At 43.8% G+C, this 19,041-nt stretch carries 19 protein-coding genes; 9 read left to right on the top strand and 10 right to left on the bottom strand.

What is annotated here, in order from left to right; translation table 11 throughout:
* Positions 1-100: 100 nt before the first annotated feature.
* The 4 genes from AC6I7V_RS08325 to AC6I7V_RS08310 form a co-directional block, all read right to left on the bottom strand.
* The gene (locus AC6I7V_RS08325; protein WP_498010665.1) at positions 101-610 is read right to left on the bottom strand and encodes a YchJ family protein; all 510 of its coding nucleotides are present in this window, start codon (positions 608-610) and stop codon (positions 101-103) included.
* Positions 611-710: 100 nt separating this feature from the next.
* On the bottom strand, positions 711-1,928 hold the full coding sequence (locus tag AC6I7V_RS08320; protein ID WP_255230449.1) for an EAL and HDOD domain-containing protein: 1,218 nt from the start codon (positions 1,926-1,928) through the stop codon (positions 711-713).
* A 116-nt stretch (positions 1,929-2,044) separates the two neighbouring features.
* The gene (gene lpxH, locus AC6I7V_RS08315; RefSeq protein WP_498010664.1) at positions 2,045-2,788 is read right to left on the bottom strand and encodes a UDP-2,3-diacylglucosamine diphosphatase; all 744 of its coding nucleotides are present in this window, start codon (positions 2,786-2,788) and stop codon (positions 2,045-2,047) included.
* A gap of 80 nt (positions 2,789-2,868) precedes the next feature.
* On the bottom strand, positions 2,869-3,363 hold the full coding sequence (locus tag AC6I7V_RS08310; RefSeq protein ID WP_032552110.1) for a peptidylprolyl isomerase: 495 nt from the start codon (positions 3,361-3,363) through the stop codon (positions 2,869-2,871).
* Between the two features lie 191 nt (positions 3,364-3,554).
* Between AC6I7V_RS08310 and cysS the strand changes: the two genes are divergently transcribed.
* Positions 3,555-4,937 carry a cysteine--tRNA ligase gene (cysS, locus tag AC6I7V_RS08305; protein ID WP_498010663.1) on the top strand — a complete coding sequence of 461 codons (1,383 nt, stop codon included), beginning with the start codon at positions 3,555-3,557 and terminating at the stop codon, positions 4,935-4,937.
* 96 nt (positions 4,938-5,033) lie between these two features.
* Entirely contained in the window at positions 5,034-5,612 is a 579-nt protein-coding gene (locus tag AC6I7V_RS08300; protein ID WP_255230452.1) for a thymidine kinase, read from the top strand.
* Between the two features lie 90 nt (positions 5,613-5,702).
* Here AC6I7V_RS08300 and AC6I7V_RS08295 read toward each other — a convergent pair whose 3' ends face one another.
* The 3 genes from AC6I7V_RS08295 to AC6I7V_RS08285 all read right to left on the bottom strand — a co-directional run bounded on the left by AC6I7V_RS08295 (position 5,703) and on the right by AC6I7V_RS08285 (position 7,563).
* Positions 5,703-6,347, bottom strand: a complete 645-nt coding sequence (locus tag AC6I7V_RS08295) for a YdcF family protein (protein WP_498010662.1) — start codon at positions 6,345-6,347, stop codon at positions 5,703-5,705.
* A complete protein-coding gene (locus AC6I7V_RS08290; RefSeq protein WP_498010661.1) occupies positions 6,331-7,173 on the bottom strand; it encodes an NAD-dependent epimerase/dehydratase family protein in 843 nt (280 codons plus the stop codon). The genes AC6I7V_RS08295 and AC6I7V_RS08290 overlap by 17 nt, the downstream gene beginning before the upstream one ends.
* A gap of 159 nt (positions 7,174-7,332) precedes the next feature.
* Complete coding sequence (locus tag AC6I7V_RS08285) at positions 7,333-7,563, bottom strand: TIGR02647 family protein (RefSeq protein WP_255230454.1); 231 nt, start codon at positions 7,561-7,563, stop codon at positions 7,333-7,335.
* Positions 7,564-7,825: 262 nt separating this feature from the next.
* Between AC6I7V_RS08285 and AC6I7V_RS08280 the strand changes: the two genes are divergently transcribed.
* Both AC6I7V_RS08280 and focA read left to right on the top strand, forming a co-directional pair.
* Complete coding sequence (locus tag AC6I7V_RS08280; protein ID WP_498010660.1) at positions 7,826-9,133, top strand: ATPase; 1,308 nt, start codon at positions 7,826-7,828, stop codon at positions 9,131-9,133.
* Positions 9,134-9,496: 363 nt separating this feature from the next.
* On the top strand, positions 9,497-10,339 hold the full coding sequence (focA, locus tag AC6I7V_RS08275; RefSeq protein WP_498010659.1) for a formate transporter FocA: 843 nt from the start codon (positions 9,497-9,499) through the stop codon (positions 10,337-10,339).
* Positions 10,340-10,622: 283 nt separating this feature from the next.
* Here the strand turns inward: focA and AC6I7V_RS08270 are convergent, their stop codons facing one another.
* Positions 10,623-11,417 carry an ABC transporter permease gene (locus AC6I7V_RS08270; protein WP_498010658.1) on the bottom strand — a complete coding sequence of 265 codons (795 nt, stop codon included), beginning with the start codon at positions 11,415-11,417 and terminating at the stop codon, positions 10,623-10,625.
* Positions 11,418-11,854: 437 nt separating this feature from the next.
* Between AC6I7V_RS08270 and torE the strand changes: the two genes are divergently transcribed.
* From torE to torA, 3 genes are read left to right on the top strand one after another with little or no spacing between them, the layout of a single operon-like run.
* Entirely contained in the window at positions 11,855-12,037 is a 183-nt protein-coding gene (torE, locus tag AC6I7V_RS08265; protein ID WP_255230458.1) for a trimethylamine N-oxide reductase system protein TorE, read from the top strand.
* Positions 12,038-12,087: 50 nt separating this feature from the next.
* The gene (torC, locus tag AC6I7V_RS08260; RefSeq protein ID WP_032552120.1) at positions 12,088-13,269 is read left to right on the top strand and encodes a pentaheme c-type cytochrome TorC; all 1,182 of its coding nucleotides are present in this window, start codon (positions 12,088-12,090) and stop codon (positions 13,267-13,269) included.
* Between the two features lie 24 nt (positions 13,270-13,293).
* Positions 13,294-15,756 carry a trimethylamine-N-oxide reductase TorA gene (torA, locus tag AC6I7V_RS08255; protein WP_498010657.1) on the top strand — a complete coding sequence of 821 codons (2,463 nt, stop codon included), beginning with the start codon at positions 13,294-13,296 and terminating at the stop codon, positions 15,754-15,756.
* 245 nt (positions 15,757-16,001) lie between these two features.
* Here torA and AC6I7V_RS08250 read toward each other — a convergent pair whose 3' ends face one another.
* Positions 16,002-16,457 carry a putative manganese transporter gene (locus AC6I7V_RS08250; protein ID WP_498010656.1) on the bottom strand — a complete coding sequence of 152 codons (456 nt, stop codon included), beginning with the start codon at positions 16,455-16,457 and terminating at the stop codon, positions 16,002-16,004.
* A gap of 290 nt (positions 16,458-16,747) precedes the next feature.
* Between AC6I7V_RS08250 and AC6I7V_RS08245 the strand changes: the two genes are divergently transcribed.
* Together AC6I7V_RS08245 and AC6I7V_RS08240 are read left to right on the top strand one after the other, a co-directional pair.
* Positions 16,748-17,653: a manganese-dependent inorganic pyrophosphatase gene (locus AC6I7V_RS08245; RefSeq protein ID WP_255230461.1), complete on the top strand. Its 906-nt coding sequence runs from the start codon at positions 16,748-16,750 to the stop codon at positions 17,651-17,653.
* A gap of 163 nt (positions 17,654-17,816) precedes the next feature.
* The gene (locus tag AC6I7V_RS08240) at positions 17,817-18,206 is read left to right on the top strand and encodes a DUF2750 domain-containing protein (RefSeq protein WP_032552123.1); all 390 of its coding nucleotides are present in this window, start codon (positions 17,817-17,819) and stop codon (positions 18,204-18,206) included.
* A gap of 7 nt (positions 18,207-18,213) precedes the next feature.
* Here the strand turns inward: AC6I7V_RS08240 and AC6I7V_RS08235 are convergent, their stop codons facing one another.
* Positions 18,214-18,993: a DUF2927 domain-containing protein gene (locus AC6I7V_RS08235; protein WP_498010655.1), complete on the bottom strand. Its 780-nt coding sequence runs from the start codon at positions 18,991-18,993 to the stop codon at positions 18,214-18,216.
* Positions 18,994-19,041 lie beyond the last annotated feature (48 nt).

Genomic DNA, 19,041 nt, shown 5'->3' with positions numbered 1-19,041 from the left:
GTCTATTACTTAGCTTTATAAGTGGTTAAATCTTTTTATTCCGAGGAGCCTAAGCGACATCAGGAATCTCTTTCAGCAATCTAATCACTTTTTCTAGGTATTAGCCACAGCACTTCTTGTACTTCTTACCACTGCCACAAATACACGGGTCGTTACGGCCAATCTTAAAGCTTTCTACGGTTTGGTTGAGGCGAGGGTCAATCGCCGGCTCAGATGGGTTCTGTTCTGGAAACTCACCATCGATATAGAACCAAAGGCCATTTCCTCGAACGAAGCGCGAGCGTTCATGCATGCAATACTGCGCGCCTTCCTCATTGAAATAAGCTTTAAACTCAACGAAACCTTCATCACTATTAGCGCCCGGCTGCGCATTAACCACTTCAAGTCCAGCCCAATCGCTGTTAATAGATTCGGCAATGCCTTCACGTTGTGCTTCAGCATTACAACTAGGGTGGTAGGTTTGGACTACATAATCGACTAAGCCGAGTACATGAGCGCTGTATCGTGAACGCATCAGCTGTTCTGGGGTTACAACATTGTGATGGTCTTTATGCGCTACTTCACAGCACATAGCGTAGCTCTGTTTGCTACCGCAAGGGCATTGAGACATTTATCTTATCCTATAAAAATGGCCTCTACGAAGAGGCCATTAATCTTGTCTACATGAACATTATTGTTAGTTTAACAAAACTCAATGAGGTGATATACCCTTATGTCGTTGCTGGCGATAGCAGCTCTTGTGCCCATTGAGTTGCTTCGTCATAAGTTTGACCTAGTTGATCTTCTGTTAGCTTTAATAATTTACAAATGCGGGTCGCTTCATCCCAGCGAGCTTGTTCATAGGCAACAACCATAGCGAGTACCGCGCCAAGCACGCCTTTGCGATTTATCAGCGCCTGCTTGATCTCCTCATCAATCGGAACTGCATTCAGCACTTCTTGTAGTGGCTGGTCGAGCAGGGAATCGAGAAGAGAAAACATTCCGGTTAGAAAAGCTTGTCCAGGCTCTTCTTTAACACGCATCTTATCGATCAGTAACTCACATTGTCGAGCTCGAATGACAGCCAAGCCGTATAGCGAATCAGGTTTATCTTCTTTAGCTGATGCTATCGCGACTAAAGAGACGAACTTACGCAGCTTTTGTTCACCTAGATACACCAGTGCTTGTCGGAAGGAGCGAATGGTTGTGGCAGCACTGCCGGCAGAGTTAACGTAAGTCAATAATTTATAAGACAAGGTAACATCTAAAGTAATCAGACGTTCGACCTCATTGAAATCGATCGGCTCGTTAGCGATCGCTTTGCATAATTGAATTGTAGTTAAAAATGCAGGGTTCAATGCGCGCGTTTGAATCATCTCAGGTTTACTAAAAAAGTAACCTTGGAAGTAACTGAAACCAGCCGCCTTCGCTTGTTCGTACTCTTCGTGCGTTTCAACTTTTTCAGCGAGAAATTTAATGTCAAGATCGCGCATTGTGCTCATGAACATCGAAGCTTTCTCAATAGGAACAAGTCGGATATCAAACTTAATGATTGAGACGTAAGGGAGAAAACGCTTCCACGCTTTGGTCGGTACGAAGTCATCTAAAGCGATGGTGTAGCCCGCGTCATAGATGGTTTTGATTGCTTCTAACAGCTCATCTGTCGGCTCACAGTCTTCAAGAACCTCAACGACCAAGCTCTCTTTTGGAAAGAGTGTTGGTACAAGGTTGATTAAGCTGGTATATGGGAAATTAACAAAACCTAATTTATCCCCTAACGTATTGTAGTGGGTAGACAAAAAGTGGTCTGACAGTAAGCGACTGGTAGCAAGCTCAGGCTCGACCTCTGGAAAGGTATTCTTAGGGCCGTCTCTAAAAAGTAACTCGTAACCTAAGGTTTTTTTATCAATATCAAGTATTGGCTGGCGTGCTACGTATGAATATTTCACTTAGTATTGCGTTCGGTTTAGTTTTGATAGTGTGATGATATCTAATTCTGAGGAAATTACCATACACAATCATAGAAAGTACAACCCATCATGGTAAAGCTTATGAAATAATAAGATTATGTATGAAATCGGTTGCTAAACTGTCTCGATTGCAGCTCAAATCCATCTGGTTTCATTACCAAAACAGAACCTTGCGTATACCAATCACCTAGCACAACTCGAGTCTGAACTTGATTATCAGCGTTTTCAAAGCGATGTACATTCGGGCGGTGAGTGTGGCCATGAATCATCAGGTCTACCTGATTATCTTTCATTACTTTCTCGACTTCGGATTGGGTGACATCCATGATATCGAGTGACTTCGTCTGTTTGTCGTCTTTGATATCTGACTGCACTTTGGCAACAATCTTCTTTTTAATGAAGAAGGGAATTCGGTTGAATATCCATTGTAACCAAGGCTGGTGGACTTTTTCTCTGAATGCGAGGTATTTAACATCCTCAGTGCAAAGTGTGTCGCCGTGGAGAACCACCGCTTTTTGACCATAAATATCTATCACTTCGACTTCTTCGAGAAGTTGTACACCTGTTTGCTTGGCGAAACGCTTGCCGACTAAAAAATCGCGATTACCCTGAGTAAAGTAGCAAGGTACACCGTGAGCAACCAAGTCGACAAACGCCTGACGAATCGATTGTGCAAAGTCGCTGGTATCATCATCTCCAATCCAAAACTCAAACAGGTCTCCCAACACATAGAGTGCATCGGCTTCTACAGCTTCATTCTTCATGAACGTTAAAAAACAATCGGTTATGTCTGGTCGAGAAGGGGTAAGGTGCAGGTCTGAAATAAAATATGTTTTCATACAGTTTTAAAAAAAGGGAGCGAGTGCTCCCTTGTCCTAATTATTGATGTATCAATGGTGAATACGAATCGAAGGCTAAATTAAGCTTCGATTGTTGTACCAGTGATGATCACTTCTTCTAGTGGTACGTCTTGGTGCATACCCATAGAGCCAGTGCTAACACCTTTAATTTGGTTTACTACGTCCATGCCTTCAACTACTTCAGCGAATACACAGTAACCCCAACCATCTAGGCTTTCGCTACGGAAATCTAGGAATTTGTTGTCGTTAACGTTGATGAAGAACTGAGAGCTTGCAGAGTGCGGTTCCATTGTACGAGCCATTGCTAACGTACCGACTTTGTTGCTTAGGCCGTTATTTGCTTCGTTCTTGATTGTCGCGCGAGTTGCTTTCTCTTTAAGGCCAGAAGTCATGCCGCCGCCTTGAATCATGAAACCATCGATAACACGGTGGAATAGTGTGTTGTCGTAGAAACCGTCACGGCAATACTGTAGGAAGTTTGCGCTTGTTTCTGGTGCTTTTTCTTCGTTTAGTTGAACTTTGATATCACCAAAATTTGTGTGAAGGATGATCATGATTGTTACCTTACTGTCTTTTTTAATATGAAAAGCGATTCTAGCCTAGTTTGATTGAGTTTCAAAACACGAAATCATCAATGGATAGCAAGGAGTTTAGCTGATTCGGCGGTGAAAGGTATTACCTAATAACTAATGACTTGTTATACTGCGAGTCTTATTTCGATTCATCCACAATATAGATAGAGATCATGTTGAAGATATATAACACACTCACAAGACAGAAAGAGGAATTCAAACCAATTACAGCTGGCAAAGTCGGCATGTATGTCTGTGGGGTAACCATTTACGATCTCTGTCACATCGGTCATGGCCGTACCTTCGTCTCTTTTGACGTTGTGTCTCGTTACTTACGTTACCTTGGCTATGACCTAACATTTGTTCGTAATATCACAGATATCGATGACAAAATCATCAAGCGTGCAAACGAAAATGGCGAATCTTGTGACTCGCTAACAGAACGTCTAATCGGCGAAATGCACGCAGACTTTGATGCGCTAAATATGAAGCGTCCTGATGTTGAGCCTCGTGCGACAGAGTTCATCACTGAAATCATCGAGTTGGTTGAAACCTTGATTGCTCGTGGTTTCGCGTACGTAGCGAGCAACGGTGACGTAATGTTTGAGGTTAAGAAGTTTGACGAATACGGCAAACTATCTAAGCAAGACCTTGATCAGCTGCAAGCGGGTGCTCGTGTTGATATTGAGTCAGCAAAACGCAGCCCACTAGACTTTGTTCTTTGGAAAATGTCTAAGCCGGGTGAACCAACATGGGAATCACCTTGGGGCCCAGGCCGACCAGGTTGGCACATTGAGTGTTCTGCAATGAACTCTTCCATTCTAGGCAATCACTTCGACATTCACGGTGGTGGCTCGGATCTACAGTTTCCACACCACGAGAACGAAATTGCGCAATCTTGCTGTGCACACGGCACCGACTATGTAAACACATGGATGCACAGTGGCATGGTAATGGTAGACAAAGAGAAGATGTCTAAATCTTTAGGTAACTTCTTTACGATTCGTGACGTTCTAGGTCACTACGATGCAGAAACAGTACGTTACTTCCTAATGTCTGGTCACTACCGCAGCCAGCTAAACTACAGTGAAGATAACCTTAACCAAGCACGTTCAGGATTAGAGCGTTTATACACGTCTCTGCGTGGTCTTGACCTAACCGTTGCGCCTGCAGGTGGTGAAGAGTATGTGACTCGCTTTACAACCGCGATGAACGATGACTTCAATACACCAGAAGCTTACTCAGTACTGTTCGACATGGCACGTGAAGTTAACCGCCTGAAGACAGAAAGCCTAGAGAAAGCAAGCGAGCTTGGTGCGCTGATGCGCGAACTGGCTGATGTGATCGGTATCCTTCACCAAGAGCCTGAGTCTTTCCTTCAAGGTGGTACTGGCGATGATGACGAAGTTGCTGAAATCGAAGCTCTGATTAAACTGCGTAACGATTCTCGTGTTTCGAAAGATTGGGCTAATGCCGACCTTGCTCGTGATAAATTGAACGAATTAGGTATTATCTTAGAAGACGGCCCAGAGGGCACAACTTGGCGTCGTAAGTAATCTTATAAAAAGGGCTGATTTTCAGCCCTTTTTTCTAGCAAAAATTCTCTAATTTCATCTTTTCTATATTCAACTTTATTAAACAGGAATATTTCTGTGGCTCAGATGTATTTTTATTACTCTGCGATGAACGCGGGTAAATCAACAACGCTCTTACAGTCTTCTTTTAATTACCAAGAGCGTGGAATGACTCCCGTAATCTTCACTGCGGCGTTAGATGACCGTTATGGTGTTGGAAAAGTGAGCTCACGTATCGGGCTACAATCGGAAGCGCAACTGTTCAAAGCGGATACGGATCTATTCCAAGCTATCATGGCACTGAACGAAGAAGAAAAGCGCCACTGTGTTCTGATTGATGAGTGTCAGTTCCTATCGAAAGAGCAGGTTTATCAATTGACTGAGGTAGTGGATAAACTGCACATTCCTGTGCTGTGTTATGGTTTAAGAACCGACTTCCTTGGTGAGCTATTTGAAGGCAGTAAATACCTACTGTCTTGGGCAGATAAATTGGTTGAGCTTAAAACTATTTGTCATTGTGGTCGTAAAGCAAATATGGTGATTCGCACTGACGAACATGGTGTGGCGATTGCAGAAGGAGATCAGGTTGCGATTGGTGGCAACGATAAATACGTTTCTGTGTGTCGTTTGCACTACAAAGAAGCGCTGGGTAAATAGTTCCAATTGAACGAACAATACGGTGGCTCTCAAAGCCACCGTTTTTTATGTCTAAAGCAATCTGTCTAATCAAGAGATTAGGGTGCCTACTTAAGCTTCAAATCCCACTCTTTTAAGCTGCTGATAGGCTAACTCTACGCTTTCTGGGATCGGAAGAGCGATTTGAAAACCTAATCTTGGGTATGCTTTGATCCGCTCGAAATCTGCGATTAATGCGCCTAACACCATCTCCAAGGGTATCTCTTCATTATAGTACTCTACCCAGTGTTGCCTTTGAGATGTCACTGTAATCTGTGCGTCTTTATCCGGCCACTGCTGTTTGAAGGTGGCATAGGTTCGCTTCTCCATAAATGGCTTCTGAACCAAGGTCAGTTGTTTAGGAATCTCCCCTAAATTCTTAAGCAATTTATAGGTAAAACGTACATTTTCGCCAGTATTACTTGCTTGCGTTTCGACGATAATTGCGGAACCGGGAACACCACAGTCACGAGCGATGGTGGCAAAGGTCTCTGCTTCGCTTTGGTTGAACTGACCTTCGGTGAATCGTCCGACACCTCCAGAAAAAACGATGTAGGGAGCGACCCCTTGCTTGAACAGTTGTGCAGCGTATTCAGCGACTCGAGTGTCGTTGCTACATAAAACAAAGATACAATCAGACTGTGATGGTGTATCACCAACCTGCATATAATCCCATAAAATATCAATAGCTCGGTGTAGTTTAGTCATCGAGTGCATCCAAGGTAGAGTTATATTTGAATGAGAAACCTAAGCTAAGAATCTTCTCTGACGAGACTTTTTTATCCGGTGTATCGACAATTGGGGGTAAGGGCTCTTTGCTGTTCGCACTTTTCAACGCTGCGGCATAAAATTCTGCTTTACTGACGGTATTAGGGGTTGTGACATTGACCACTTCATTGTGGAGTTGCGTGATTGCGAAATCGACACCACGAATTGCGTCATCTAGGTGCAGCATATTGGCTGGCGCTTGAGTGCTTACTTGTTTTAACTTGCTAGCAAAGCGAGAAGGGTGGCGATTGGGACCAATCAATCCACTAAAGCGTAGCACAGTGTAATCAATGCCTGAGTCGATAACAGATTGCTCAGCTGTCAGCATGATCCTAGCGTTGTCAGAAAATGGATAAGTTGACGAGTTATTTGCGGTCAATAGCGACGCGTCACTCTCATGAATGGTGCCAGGCTTCTCAGGATACACCGTGGTAGAGCTCACCATAATCAGCTTCTTTATGTTCGCTTTTTGGCTCGCTTCTACTAGCTGGTGCCAGTGGCGAGCGTAATCTTTTCCTGCGCCCTTTCTAAATCCCGGTGGGAAACTACCTATTACTATCTCAATGTTATTTTCAAGAAGCAGAGAATAGAGCTGAGATACGTTATCCGCATTTTCACTAAAGCAAAATTCGACCCCGTATATTTGTTGCTGTTTAAGCTCTTCCACACCTATGGGGCTTGTCTTTGTTGCGACAACGCTGTGTCCGTGGCGGCCTAGATGATCCGCTAAAGGGGCGCCAACCCAACCCGCTCCTAGGACTAGTATAGATGCCATAATTTCCTCACTACCTTTACTGATATCGTCGGGTGACTCGACCTTACAATCTGTCTGAATCCCTTCTTTAAGCCTAACAAACCTTTATAAAAAAATGAAAATCCCATAAATGAAAAAACTCCATTGCCGAAGCGAATGGAGTTCTTAGAGATATGATGTTTATTTTAGGATACGAAGCAGCTTGTCAGCACGCTCTGCGGTTTCAATACCCTCATCGGTGAGGTATCCACCGTCTGGCTGAGTACAAAGGCCCTTGGCGAACAAGCGTTGTACCGCTTCTTTCATTTCAGAAGAAGCGTCTTGATGCACCTTAATGCCGGTCGCGGCACTGCTTACATCAAACTGAAGAAGAAGGTTTAAATCTGCAATGTGTTCAGTAGTGTACTTCATAATTGACCTATTAATTTTAATGTCTTCTGTTTTCACAATAGTGCGCAATGATAGTGCAGGCAATAGGAAATCAAGAGAATTGATAACTGATACCAAATTGGGTATTTAATCAACGCATAGCTTGATATATTGAATTAAATTGGCTGAATTACATTCATTTAAGCAATGGGTGATGTTCATTTTTAGACGCTTATAATATATTGGACTAACAAAAATCTAATAGCACCGAATTGGTGTGAATTATATAAAAAGGAAAAGGTCAGTGAGAGCCAAGAAGATAGCTTTAGTGGTGGGTATGCTATTGGGTGTTGCTGGGTGTCAGAGCACGCCAGCAGGTCAAAGTGATACGAGCCAAGCAACGAATAAGGATGTTCAAGCGTCCAGTGAAGTACGTTTGTTTGATTCAATTCAAACAACCTACACTGAATGGGAAACTAAGCTAGAAGCGCACTCACAATACGCACTGTATGCACCTGAAAACTACAAAGAGTTGTTAGGAGCTTGGTCGGACGCGCAAGAGATTTATGCAGATATCGTTAAAGATCAAACATTGATTGCAGACAGTTATTCAATCTTCTCAAGTCAGACATACGCTCAGGCGTTTGATGAGAAAATTGAAACGGTGAAGTCCAACTACGAATCGATCCTACTATTAAAAGACAAAGCAGACCAAGTACTGGCAGACTCCATTGCGCAGATGGATTATTTGAAGCTACTCGGTGCAGATACCATGTTTAAGTCGAATTACAAACGACTGCATTCAGAGTATCAAGAGTTGTTCAATTATGTATTAGTTGATGAGTTGGAAGACGCTCAAGAAGCGCAGGTTGAGTTTTTGAATAATGCCCGTGTACTTGAAGTGAAAGTTGCACATAAAAAATACATTGTTCCTCTAAAAGAGAAGTTAGAGCTGTTAGAAGACGAAGATTTTCATGAAGTGGTGCCACTCACTTTTGCCAAAGCAACTTCACAAATTGAACTCGCAGAAAGCAAGGTAAAGGCCACTCCGCGCGAAAAGTCGATCATCCAAGATGCAATTTCAGCTGCAGAGTTTGAGCTGAACCATGTTCGCAGTGTCGCTCATGAAGTGAAATTGCTCGCGAGCATTAAAGATGACAAGTTTGAACAAGCGGTCTTGAACGCTGAAAATCAGTTACTCAATATTTCGAAAGCGGTTAATGAACAAGATTATCGTGATGTTGGTTTACGTCTTCAATCAGAGAAGATTGTTGCGAGCATTAAAAAACTAAAGAGTTCAGATTTAACGTCTGAACTTACTCAAGAGATTGAATTTCTAACGGCAAAGCTGGCCAAGTTAGAAACTGAAAACCAACGCCAGGCACAGCAGCTTATTGATGCGAGCAAGCAGAGTGAGTTACTGACAAAGCAGGTTTCAAAAAGCGATGCTCATATCAAGAGTTTGGAAGACTTGGTCTCGAGCTTGAAATTGCAAGCGAGTGGAGTTTCAACTGAGCCAGTGGCACAACCAGCGGTTGAAGCTGTAACTGCGCCGGCAGCCGACGAAGCTGCATCAAAGGTTGAAACTGTCGCAGAAATTGAAAACTCGTAGCGACCAACAAATACAGTTATACCCAATCCTAAAAGCGCCCTCGGGCGCTTTTTTACTTTCTATTGATCTGCGTCAAAATTTTCCTTTTGGAGGAGCCTAGGTAGCGAATTAGCGTATAGTATTTTAATTAATATTTATTTAAGTAATTGAATTTAAGTTATTTATTATATTGTTGAGGTTTTTTCTGAGAATTGAGTAATGACTTCCGGATAATCCTAAAGTCGTATGTTTTTCTCCAAATCCTATCTGTTTTTTGAATGAGAGCTGGATCACGATAATTCACGTTAAAATTAGCACTTGAAATACAAAATAAAAGAGAGGATTATCGCGCTCCCGACGACATGTTTCAAAATGTAAACAACCATGAACCTAAATCAATTTGACTCATTATTACCGCCCCAAATGGCTGAGCGCGCTGCAGATATCGGCGTAGGTAAAGCAACTAAAGATCCAATTAAATCTTTCTTATTGGCAATCTCTGCTGGTATTCATATTGGTATCGCCTTTGTGTTCTATACCATAGTCACGACAGGAGCAGGTGACTTGCCTTGGGGTATTACTCGCTTAATTGGTGGTCTTGCCTTTAGTTTGGGTCTTATTTTAGTGGTCGTAACCGGTGGTGAACTGTTCACCAGCTCAGTACTGACGTTAGTTGCGAGAGCAAGTGGTAAGATTTCATGGACAATCTTAATTAAAAACTGGGCGACAGTGTATATCGGCAACCTAATTGGTGCCTTGCTGCTGGTGGCTTGTATGCTTTTGACTAAACAATACATGTTTGATCATGGTCAGGTAGGTTTAAATGCAATGGCCATTTCTCAACACAAGCTTCACCATGATTTTATTCAAGCCGTAGCGCTAGGCATCATGTGTAATGTCCTTGTGTGTATTGCAGTATGGATGACATTTAGTGGCCGCACTCTGACAGATAAAATTGCCGTTATGATTCTACCTGTGGCGATGTTTGTGTCGGCGGGCTTTGAGCACTGCATTGCGAACATGTTTCAAGTCCCTTTGGCTATCGGTATCAAAACATTTGCGCCAGCTGAATTTTGGACGATGACTGGAGCGAACCCAGCCGATTACGTTGACCTAAATATGATGGATTTTTTAGTCAATAACCTACTGCCTGTGACAATAGGTAATATTATCGGTGGTGGTATTTTTGTCGGTATGTGGTACTGGTTAATCTATCTGCGCGACTGATTTTGTCTCTCTTAATCACGGTTTCTTACGGTTCACTTCGGTGAGCCGTTTTTTATTGTGGACAAACAAACTAGCTAGCAGAGTGCCGACGTCGCTCAAAATAACATCCATTTGGTAACGTACCTCTATATATCCTTGAAAAGGGGAGAAATGCACTCATTTGGGGTGTTGACAAGCCGAATCTAGTAGGGGCAACCTGATTAGATTTGGTTATCCACAATTTCTGTGGATAACCTGTCTTAAACTCCGTGAGTAACCCAATTGATAAGGATCAAAAGGGTGATCAAGTATTATTTTTGATCGTCGCTTTTACGCGTCCCTCTTTCGTGAGGGTGGTTTTAAGCGACAGACTTAAGGCTACTGCAAGTGAAGTGCTCATCATAATGAAGATAGCGAGCATGATCATCAGTTGATACTTGATGGCAATCATAGGAGAAGCGCCTCCTAAAATTTGGCCTGTCATCATACCTGGAAGGGTCACAAGTCCTATTGTTGCCATAGAGGCCATGATCGGAGACATGGCCTTTCGCATTGCACTTCGAACAAATGGCGCTGACGCGTAGGTAGGAGACGCTCCTAGCGCGATCGCAGCTTCATATTCCGACTTCTGAGTTTCAAAGGCACCGAATAAGTTTTGTAGCGCCACAATATTACTGCTCAAACTATTGCCAAGCAGCATTCCTGCAATGGGTATCAAATACTGTGCACCAAATAAAGGTGTTGGCTTGATGATATAGAAACAGATGAAAAGTACGATAGGAATGCAGGTAATGGACAGTCCGGTTGCGATGGGAAATAAGAGCAGCTTTCTTGGTAGCTTTGCCTTTTCAACAATTGAACTAGCACCGACGACTATCATGATGCTTAACCAAAGAAGGTTGATCCACACACTGTCGAGTCCAAATAGATACTCAAGGTACAAGCCTACCAGAAATAGCTGAACAGCCATTCGCACAATACTGATGCTGGCTTCTTTTGCGAGCCCGAGCTTGAAGTGGTGATTGATGCTAATGGGAAGGATCAGTAGCAAACTAAAAAGTAATAGCTGCCACCACGAGATATCAATAACGTCTTGCATAAAGCTTCCTTATTAAGTCCTCCCATACTATCTGAAACGACGCTTAAATTCATTTTCTCCTGATGAGATTACAGCGCATTTTTGCAGCAAAAATTTAACAAATATGGCACATAAATCTCGCTGTTTGCGTCTAATTTGGCTACTACTTAGTAGGTAAAAGGTTACAAATGGTTAGTTACTTGTTGGGTTTTTGTGTTGATTTAACAATTGATTAACCTGCTTAATTCTTCACATTTGTTAATACTTTTTAATATGTTTCTTTAACTGAAAACAACTCTGGATGAGCTCAAAAAAGTATTGATTAGCAAGGGTTAAGAGCGTTGATTTGATTGAACCCTACTTTAAGTGTGGTCTAAAATTTGTTGCTAGATACTGATGAACTTTAGCCCCTTAGAATGGGCTTATCGAAATTACTAAATACAAAATAGGCAAAATGTATGAGTGATGTTAATAAAATTGAAACCGGCGAAAAGCGCTCGTTGGAGTGGAAGTCATTCCTCTTCATCGCAGTGGTTCTCTTTCCTCTGTTGAGTGTTGCTTTTGTAGGTGGCTACGGCTTCCTAGTTTGGGCGCTTCAAGTGTTCGTATTTGGACCTCCAGGTGCTCACGGCGGCATGTAATGCCCTCACACAACAACATTTTTTAGAACAGATATTTAAGAGAGCTAATCATGAAGTCATTTTTAGTTAAACTGTGGCGCACAATGACACGCCCTGCAGTACACATCAGCCTTGGTGTACTAACCATGGGTGGTTTTATCGCGGGTGTTATCTTCTGGGGTGGTTTCAACACTGCATTAGAAGCAACTAACACGGAAGAATTTTGTATCAGCTGTCACACCATGCGTGACAACGTATACGTAGAACTGCAAGACACGGTTCACTGGAAAAACACATCTGGTGTTCGTGCAACGTGTCCAGACTGTCACGTTCCTCACGAATGGACTGCTAAAATCGCGCGTAAGATGCAAGCATCTAAAGAAGTATTCGCACAAGTTTTCGGTGACCTAGATACACCTGAAAAATTCGAAGCACGTCGTATCGAGTTAGCAAAACACGAATGGGATCGTTTCTCTGCAAACAAATCTCTAGAGTGTAAAAACTGTCACAACTACGACTCAATGGATTTCGAAAACATGCGTCCAACTGCGCGTATTCAAATGAAGAATGCAGCAGAGCGTGATCAAAGCTGTGTTGACTGTCACAAAGGTATCGCGCACAACCTTCCACTTGATATGGAATCAGCGAGCGGTATCGTTGGTGAGCTTGAGCAAGTTGCAGGCAGCACTTCTTACGCGAACGGTTCTGACGTGATCTCAATCCGTCACCTACCAATGTACACAGACGAAACAGCAACCGTTGAAGCCGGTCTACTAAGCCCAGCAAGTAAAGTTGCAGTGATCGACGAAAAAGGTGACATGATCAAGGTTCAGATCGACGGCTGGCGTAAAGCGAAAGGCTTTGGTCGTGTAATCCAAGAAGACTTCGGTATGAATATCTCTACCGCAATCTTGACCAAAGAAGTGTCTCAAAGCGACGTTATCACTGTTGGTGAGAAGAAAGAAGACGAGCTAACGGGTCTTCCATGGGAAGAAGTTAACCTAGCACTGTGGATGAAGAAAGAGTCTATGGTTGATAACTTCGATCCAATCTGGAATGCAGCAGGTCAGGCTTACCAGTCTAACTGTTCAACGTGTCACTCACAGCCAGACGAAGCGCACTTCAGTGCTAACGGTTGGGTAGGCATGCTAGACGGTATGATCGCATTCGTTAACTTCGACACTGATACAGAAGCACTTGTTCTTAAGTATCTACAGAAGCACTCATCAGATTTTTCTGAAGGCCATCACTAATAAGACGTCAATTGGAGTAACACAATGGCAATTACAAGAAGAAGTTTTCTGAAAGGTGTCGCGACAACAGGTGCGGCATCAGTTATGGGCCCAAGCCTATTAGTGTCGGCTTCTGCATCTGCAGCAGAAACAGACGGCACGTGGAAAGTCTCAGGTTCTCACTGGGGTGCATTCCGTGCACGTGTTTACGCTGGTAAGGTTCAAGAGATCAAGCCGCTAGAAATTGATAAACACCCAACAGAGATGTTGAAGGGTATCAAAGGTATTATCTACAGCCCATCACGTGTGCGTTACCCTATGGTTCGCCTAGACTGGCTGAAAAAACACAAATACAGCGCAGATACACGTGGTAACAACCGCTTTATCCGTGTGACTTGGGACGAGGCACTCGATCTAGTTTACCGCGAGCTAGAGCGCGTACAGAAAGATTACGGCCCATGGGCGCTTCACACAGGTCAAACTGGTTGGAGACAAACAGGTCAGTTCCACAGCTGTACTAACCACATGCAACGTGCAATGGCACTTCACGGCTACTCTGTGAAGAAGATTGGTGACTACTCAACAGGTGCTGGTCAAACAATCATGCCTTACGTGCTAGGTTCTACAGAAGTTTATGCACAAGGTACATCTTGGGAACTTATCCTAGAAAACAGTGACAACATTATCCTTTGGGGTAACGATCCAGTTAAGAACCTTCAAGTCGGTTGGACGTGTGAGACTCACGAGTCGTTCGCATACCTAGAACAACTGAAAGAAAAAGTTGCTAACAAAGAGATCAACGTTGTTTCTGTTGACCCTGTTAAAAACAAAACAGGTCGTTACCTAGAAAACGAGCAGTTCTACATTAACCCACAAACTGACGTGGCGTTCATGCTGGGTGTTGCTCACGTGCTTTACAATGAAGACCTATACGACAAGAAGTTCATCGAGACTTACTGTCTAGGTTTTGAAGACTTCATTAAGTACGTTCAAGGTGAGACGAAAGACAAAGTTGAGAAGACTCCTGAGTGGGCTTCTGCTATCTGTGGCGCAAGTGCGGACTCAATCCGTGACTTCGCTAAGATGCTAGTTAACGGTCGTACACAGATTCTTGTAGGTTGGAGTATTCAGCGTCAACAGCACGGTGAGCAACCTTACTGGATGTGTGCAGTTATTGCAGCAATGGTTGGTCAAATTGGTCTACCTGGCGGTGGTATCTCTTACGGTCACCACTACTCTGGTATCGGTGTATCATCAACGGGCTTCTCAGCTCCGGGTTCATTCCCGCTAAACATCGACCAAGGTCAGAAGCCGAAGTACACGAACACAGATTACAACGGTTACAGCCGCGTAATCCCAGTTGCTCGTTGGGTTGATAGCTTGCTAGAGCCAGGTAAGAAGATCAAAGCGAATGGTTCAACGGTAACACTGCCAGATATCAAGATGATGGTATTCAGTGGTAACAACCCGTGGCACCACCACCAAGATCGCAACAAGATGCGTAAAGCGTTCAAGAGCCTGCAAACTGTTGTTGCAGTCGACTTTACTTGGACAGCAACGTGTCGTCACTCTGATATCGTGCTTCCAGCGTGTACTCAGTGGGAACGTAATGATATTGATGGTTACGGCGCGTACTCAGGTCGCGGTTTGATCGCGATGCATAAACTAGTGGACCCTCTGTTCCAATCTAAGACTGACTTCGAAATCATGTCTAGCCTAACTAAGCGTTGGGGTCGTTACGACGATTACACGCGTGGTATGGATGAAATGCAGTGGGTTAAATCTTTGTACGATGAGTGTCGCGCGGCAAACGAAGGCAGCTTCGAAATGCCTGAGTTTGCCGAGTTCTGGGAAAAAGGTTTCCTAGACTTCGGTAAAGGTAAGCCTTGGACTCGTCACGCTTCATTCCGTGAAGACCCAGAGATCAATGCACTAGGTACACCTTCTGGTTTCATTGAAATCACAAGCCGTACAGTAGGCAACATGGGCTACGAGCACTGTCAAGAGCACCCAATGTGGTTCGAGAAATCTGAACGTTCACACGGTGGACCAGGTTCTGACAAACACCCGTACTGGCTACAATCTTGTCACCCAGACAAGCGCCTGCACTCTCAGATGTGTGATTCTGAAGAGTTCCGTGCGACTTACGCGGTACAAGGTCGTGAGCCAATCTACATCAACCCAACAGATGCTAAGAAGAAAGGCATTAAAGATGGTGATGTGGTGCGCGTATTTAACGACCGTGGTCAACTTCTGGCTGGTGCTGTTCTTATGGATAGCTACGCTCCAGGTGTTGTTCGTATCGAAGAAGGCGCTTGGTACGGCCCGATGAACGAGAAAGTAGGCGCGCTAGATACATACGGCGATCCAAACACACTAACTCAGGACATCGGCACTTCTGAGCTAGCTCAAGCGACATCGGCAAATACATGTCTGGTCGACTTTGAGAAGTTCACAGGTAAGTTACCTCCAGTGACTTCATTCGGCGGTCCAATCGAAGTCGCTTAATGCACTCGATATAAACACTGAAACTTAGTTAAAAGCCCTTGTAAGTGATGCTTACGGGGGCTTTTTTACATTTTGAGTCTGTTAGAGCTTACATTTTTTGGAATCGCCTACAAGCTTTTGAATGCATCCTATGAGCAAAGTAGGAGCTATGGAGAACGCTCCAAGGCCACCAGTAATCCTGACAGGTGACCTCGGAACGAACGGAAACTCGGCAATGGATGATTGATAAGAGGGGTTTATTGGTCCTAAAGCTTGCTTGGGCGCAGTAAGTCATCGACATGGGACTGGTTAATAATTTTTCCCAAAGCACTGCCCATAACCACACTCAATGCGACCACGGCGAGGCCGCTACTAATGTCGTTGATAATGAACAAAAATGCCGCGTTGCCCAGTGTGCTGATCAGAGCGGCAACAAGTGCCCCCATGCCTAGCTTCCCAGAAACAAATTGAGACATAACCCGTACCAAACCACCACAACCAGGGATTGCAGCCATCACGGAAGCGCAGACTATTTGATTGGAGCGACATTGATGTGCCAGTACGTGCTCGTCATCGGCGCAGAGAGTTAGCCATTGGTAACCGACTAAGCTCAATACAATATAGAGCACAGCAGCAAAAATGGAGTCTGTTACAGTCGTGACCGTTAGATCCAGTATCGTTGCAATCACAATCAAAGTAGCGAGCGAAAAAGCAAGAAACATTCGCTTGCTAAATAGGGGTGATGGTATTGATTTCGAAGTGTGATGATCTGGTGCGAATTGGACTCTTCGATTCATAACGATGTACCCAGTAACTAAGGACTTTGATATAACTATATACGAATGAGAGTGATTATCAATTGTATTTTTGGGTTTTCTTCCATCCTCCTATAGGTAAATAGTCTAACAGGCAGCAACGAAGCGATGATCATTGTCAAAAAATAGGGTAAAGTAGGCGAAATAAAGAGATGCTCTGTAGGTAGAGCTGTAATTTTAGTGTAATAGGAAGAAACATGATTTTAGTTGTTGGTCACAAAAACCCTGATAGTGACAGTATTTGTAGCGCGCTAGTTGCAACTGAGCTTCTGAAAGCTCGTGGCGAAGAAGCGACACCAATTCGCCAAGGCGAGATCAACCGCGAAACTCAACACATTCTAGAAGTTGCTGGCGCAGATATGCCAGAGCTTCGTACTTCTGTTGCTGGCGAAAAAATTTGGCTAGTAGACTACTCAGATCTAGCTCAAGCACCTGATGACGTAGCTGACGCAGAAATCCTAGGTATTGTCGATCACCACCGTCTAGGCGATGTGATGACAGTAAACCCAATGGAAGCGTGGATCTGGCCTGTTGGTTGTACAAACACTGTACTATTCAACATGTTCAAGATTGAAGGTCACGAAATCACACCACAAATCGCTAAGCTAATGATGTCTGCTATCCTGTCAGACACGGTAGGTTTTGCATCTCCGACTTGTACTCAAAAAGACAAAGACGCGGTTGCTGAGCTAGCAGAGATCGCGGGTGTAACTGACGTAGACGCGTTCATCAAAGCACTGTTAATCGCGAAAACAAACATCGAAGGTCTATCTGCTGCTGAGCTAGTAGAAAAAGATCTTAAAGGTTACCCGTTCAACGGTCGCGACGTAGTTGTTGGCCAAGTTGAGCTAGCGACTCTTGAGCAAGTTGATGGCATGATTGAAGCTCTTGAAGCTGACCTAGAAGCTCGTTGCGAGAAAGACGGCCTAGCATTCGCTGCAGTAATGTTAACTGATATCACAACAGCTCAAACTCGTCTTCTTTACAAAGGTGAGTGGGCTGAGAAGCTAGTTAAGCACGAGCAAGATGGTGTATTGATGATGGAAAATACACTAAGCCGCAAGAAGCAAGGTTGGCCTTGGCTTCAAGGTGAGCTTGCTTAATCAAGCTGCTGACGAATTAAACGCCTGCTTTTTAGCAGGCGTTTTTCTTTGGCATTAAATTGTACCTTATTAGACTATTTCTTTGAATAGAACTATTTGCAGTTCAAAAAGCTCGGCATACACTGTATGAGAGCGAACGCACTGACAAAAGTAGGAAACAACAATGACTACACCACTAGACGAGCAAAAAATCGCAGAAGTTAACAAGTACACAGGTGAACAACGCTTTAAATACTGTGTAAAGGAGATCGTAGCTAATCGTGAAGTATGGATCCTAACTGACGAGCACGGATGTGTGATGTTAAATACTGAAGATGAAGACTGTGTTCCGGTTTGGCCAAACAAAGAGTTCGCAGAGTCATGGGCAACCGGTGAGTGGGCTGAGTGTAAAGCTGAAGCGATCTCATTGAATAAGTGGCACAGTCGTTGGACTATGGGTTTAGAAGACGATGAGCTTGCTGTTGTGGTTTTCCCCAATGAGCAGGAAGAGGGTGTCGTTCTGTTCCCAGATGAGTTTGACTTCGAACTAAAGAAGCAAGCGGCTAAGCGCTAACTCTTCTCTAACGAAACAGTTCATATAAGGGAGCCTGCCTGGCTTCCTTTGTAGCACCTTTCAGCATCCCTTCTTTCTGATATTCCCTCAATAACCGTTTTACAACAGGTTTCACTTCTGAGAGCGTCATCCCTGCTTTTAAATCCGGTTCATAGAGAAGCTTTAATAAAACCACGTCTAGAGGCGCTAGAAGCTCTTCTGGTGTGTGATCATTAAAGATAGAAGGATAGGCATGCTCCGAATCATTGGGCAGCCCTAACGCTTGTGTGATCTCTTCTACGACGCATGCTAACAACTTGCCTCGACTTCTTGCTAGATCGACAGGTATCACGATAGCAGCAGAGACGATATGACCAGTGGTGTCGGTCTTGTAACCCGCCGTACATATTGCATTGTTTAAATACTGGGTTGATTTCAGATTAAGTGCCGATTTTGCGTCTTTAATCCAACGCGATTCACGTGTGTAAATCCAATGCACATTGGCTTGAGATTGTTTACTCACAAATTCGATAGATAAGCCGGTGATTTGCATTAAGTGTTGGACATGCAATTCTGCAAGCTCTTGATGGAGTACTTCATCACCAACGCGATGGTCCAACCAAATTCGTATTGGTTGGTTCCATTTCACCAGTGGGTGGTTGCCGGTCGTGTACTCTTGTTCGAGAGCTACGCTATAGAAAGCACGCTCCACGAAGCTTGGGTCAAGCCAAGTAAAACCGGTCGCTTTGGCATGGCCTGAAAATAGAGCGAGAGAAAGGGAATAAATGTAAAGTGAATACCGTTTCATTTAATCCCTCTTATTTCAAAACAAACCAGTTTCAATGGTTAATGGTGA

It is taken from the genome of Vibrio sp. KUL70 (assembly GCF_059725515.1).
This window is presented reverse-complemented; position numbering and strand designations above follow the sequence as displayed.

Bases quoted from the DNA above. Each gene is read 5' to 3' on its own strand.
- AC6I7V_RS08295 (WP_498010662.1), bottom strand. From the start codon at position 6,347: ATGCACTCGATGACTAAACTACACCGAGCTATTGATATTTTATGGGAT.
- cysS (WP_498010663.1), top strand. From the start codon at position 3,555: ATGTTGAAGATATATAACACACTCACAAGACAGAAAGAGGAATTCAAA.
- lpxH (WP_498010664.1), bottom strand. From the start codon at position 2,788: ATGAAAACATATTTTATTTCAGACCTGCACCTTACCCCTTCTCGACCA.
- torA (WP_498010657.1), top strand. From the start codon at position 13,294: ATGGCAATTACAAGAAGAAGTTTTCTGAAAGGTGTCGCGACAACAGGT.
- torE (WP_255230458.1), top strand. From the start codon at position 11,855: ATGAGTGATGTTAATAAAATTGAAACCGGCGAAAAGCGCTCGTTGGAG.
- AC6I7V_RS08290 (WP_498010661.1), bottom strand. From the start codon at position 7,173: ATGGCATCTATACTAGTCCTAGGAGCGGGTTGGGTTGGCGCCCCTTTA.
- AC6I7V_RS08270 (WP_498010658.1), bottom strand. From the start codon at position 11,417: ATGCAAGACGTTATTGATATCTCGTGGTGGCAGCTATTACTTTTTAGT.
- AC6I7V_RS08235 (WP_498010655.1), bottom strand. From the start codon at position 18,993: ATGAAACGGTATTCACTTTACATTTATTCCCTTTCTCTCGCTCTATTT.
- AC6I7V_RS08245 (WP_255230461.1), top strand. From the start codon at position 16,748: ATGATTTTAGTTGTTGGTCACAAAAACCCTGATAGTGACAGTATTTGT.
- AC6I7V_RS08250 (WP_498010656.1), bottom strand. From the start codon at position 16,457: ATGTTTCTTGCTTTTTCGCTCGCTACTTTGATTGTGATTGCAACGATA.
- AC6I7V_RS08285 (WP_255230454.1), bottom strand. From the start codon at position 7,563: ATGAAGTACACTACTGAACACATTGCAGATTTAAACCTTCTTCTTCAG.
- AC6I7V_RS08310 (WP_032552110.1), bottom strand. From the start codon at position 3,363: ATGATCATCCTTCACACAAATTTTGGTGATATCAAAGTTCAACTAAAC.
- torC (WP_032552120.1), top strand. From the start codon at position 12,088: ATGAAGTCATTTTTAGTTAAACTGTGGCGCACAATGACACGCCCTGCA.
- focA (WP_498010659.1), top strand. From the start codon at position 9,497: ATGAACCTAAATCAATTTGACTCATTATTACCGCCCCAAATGGCTGAG.
- AC6I7V_RS08325 (WP_498010665.1), bottom strand. From the start codon at position 610: ATGTCTCAATGCCCTTGCGGTAGCAAACAGAGCTACGCTATGTGCTGT.
- AC6I7V_RS08240 (WP_032552123.1), top strand. From the start codon at position 17,817: ATGACTACACCACTAGACGAGCAAAAAATCGCAGAAGTTAACAAGTAC.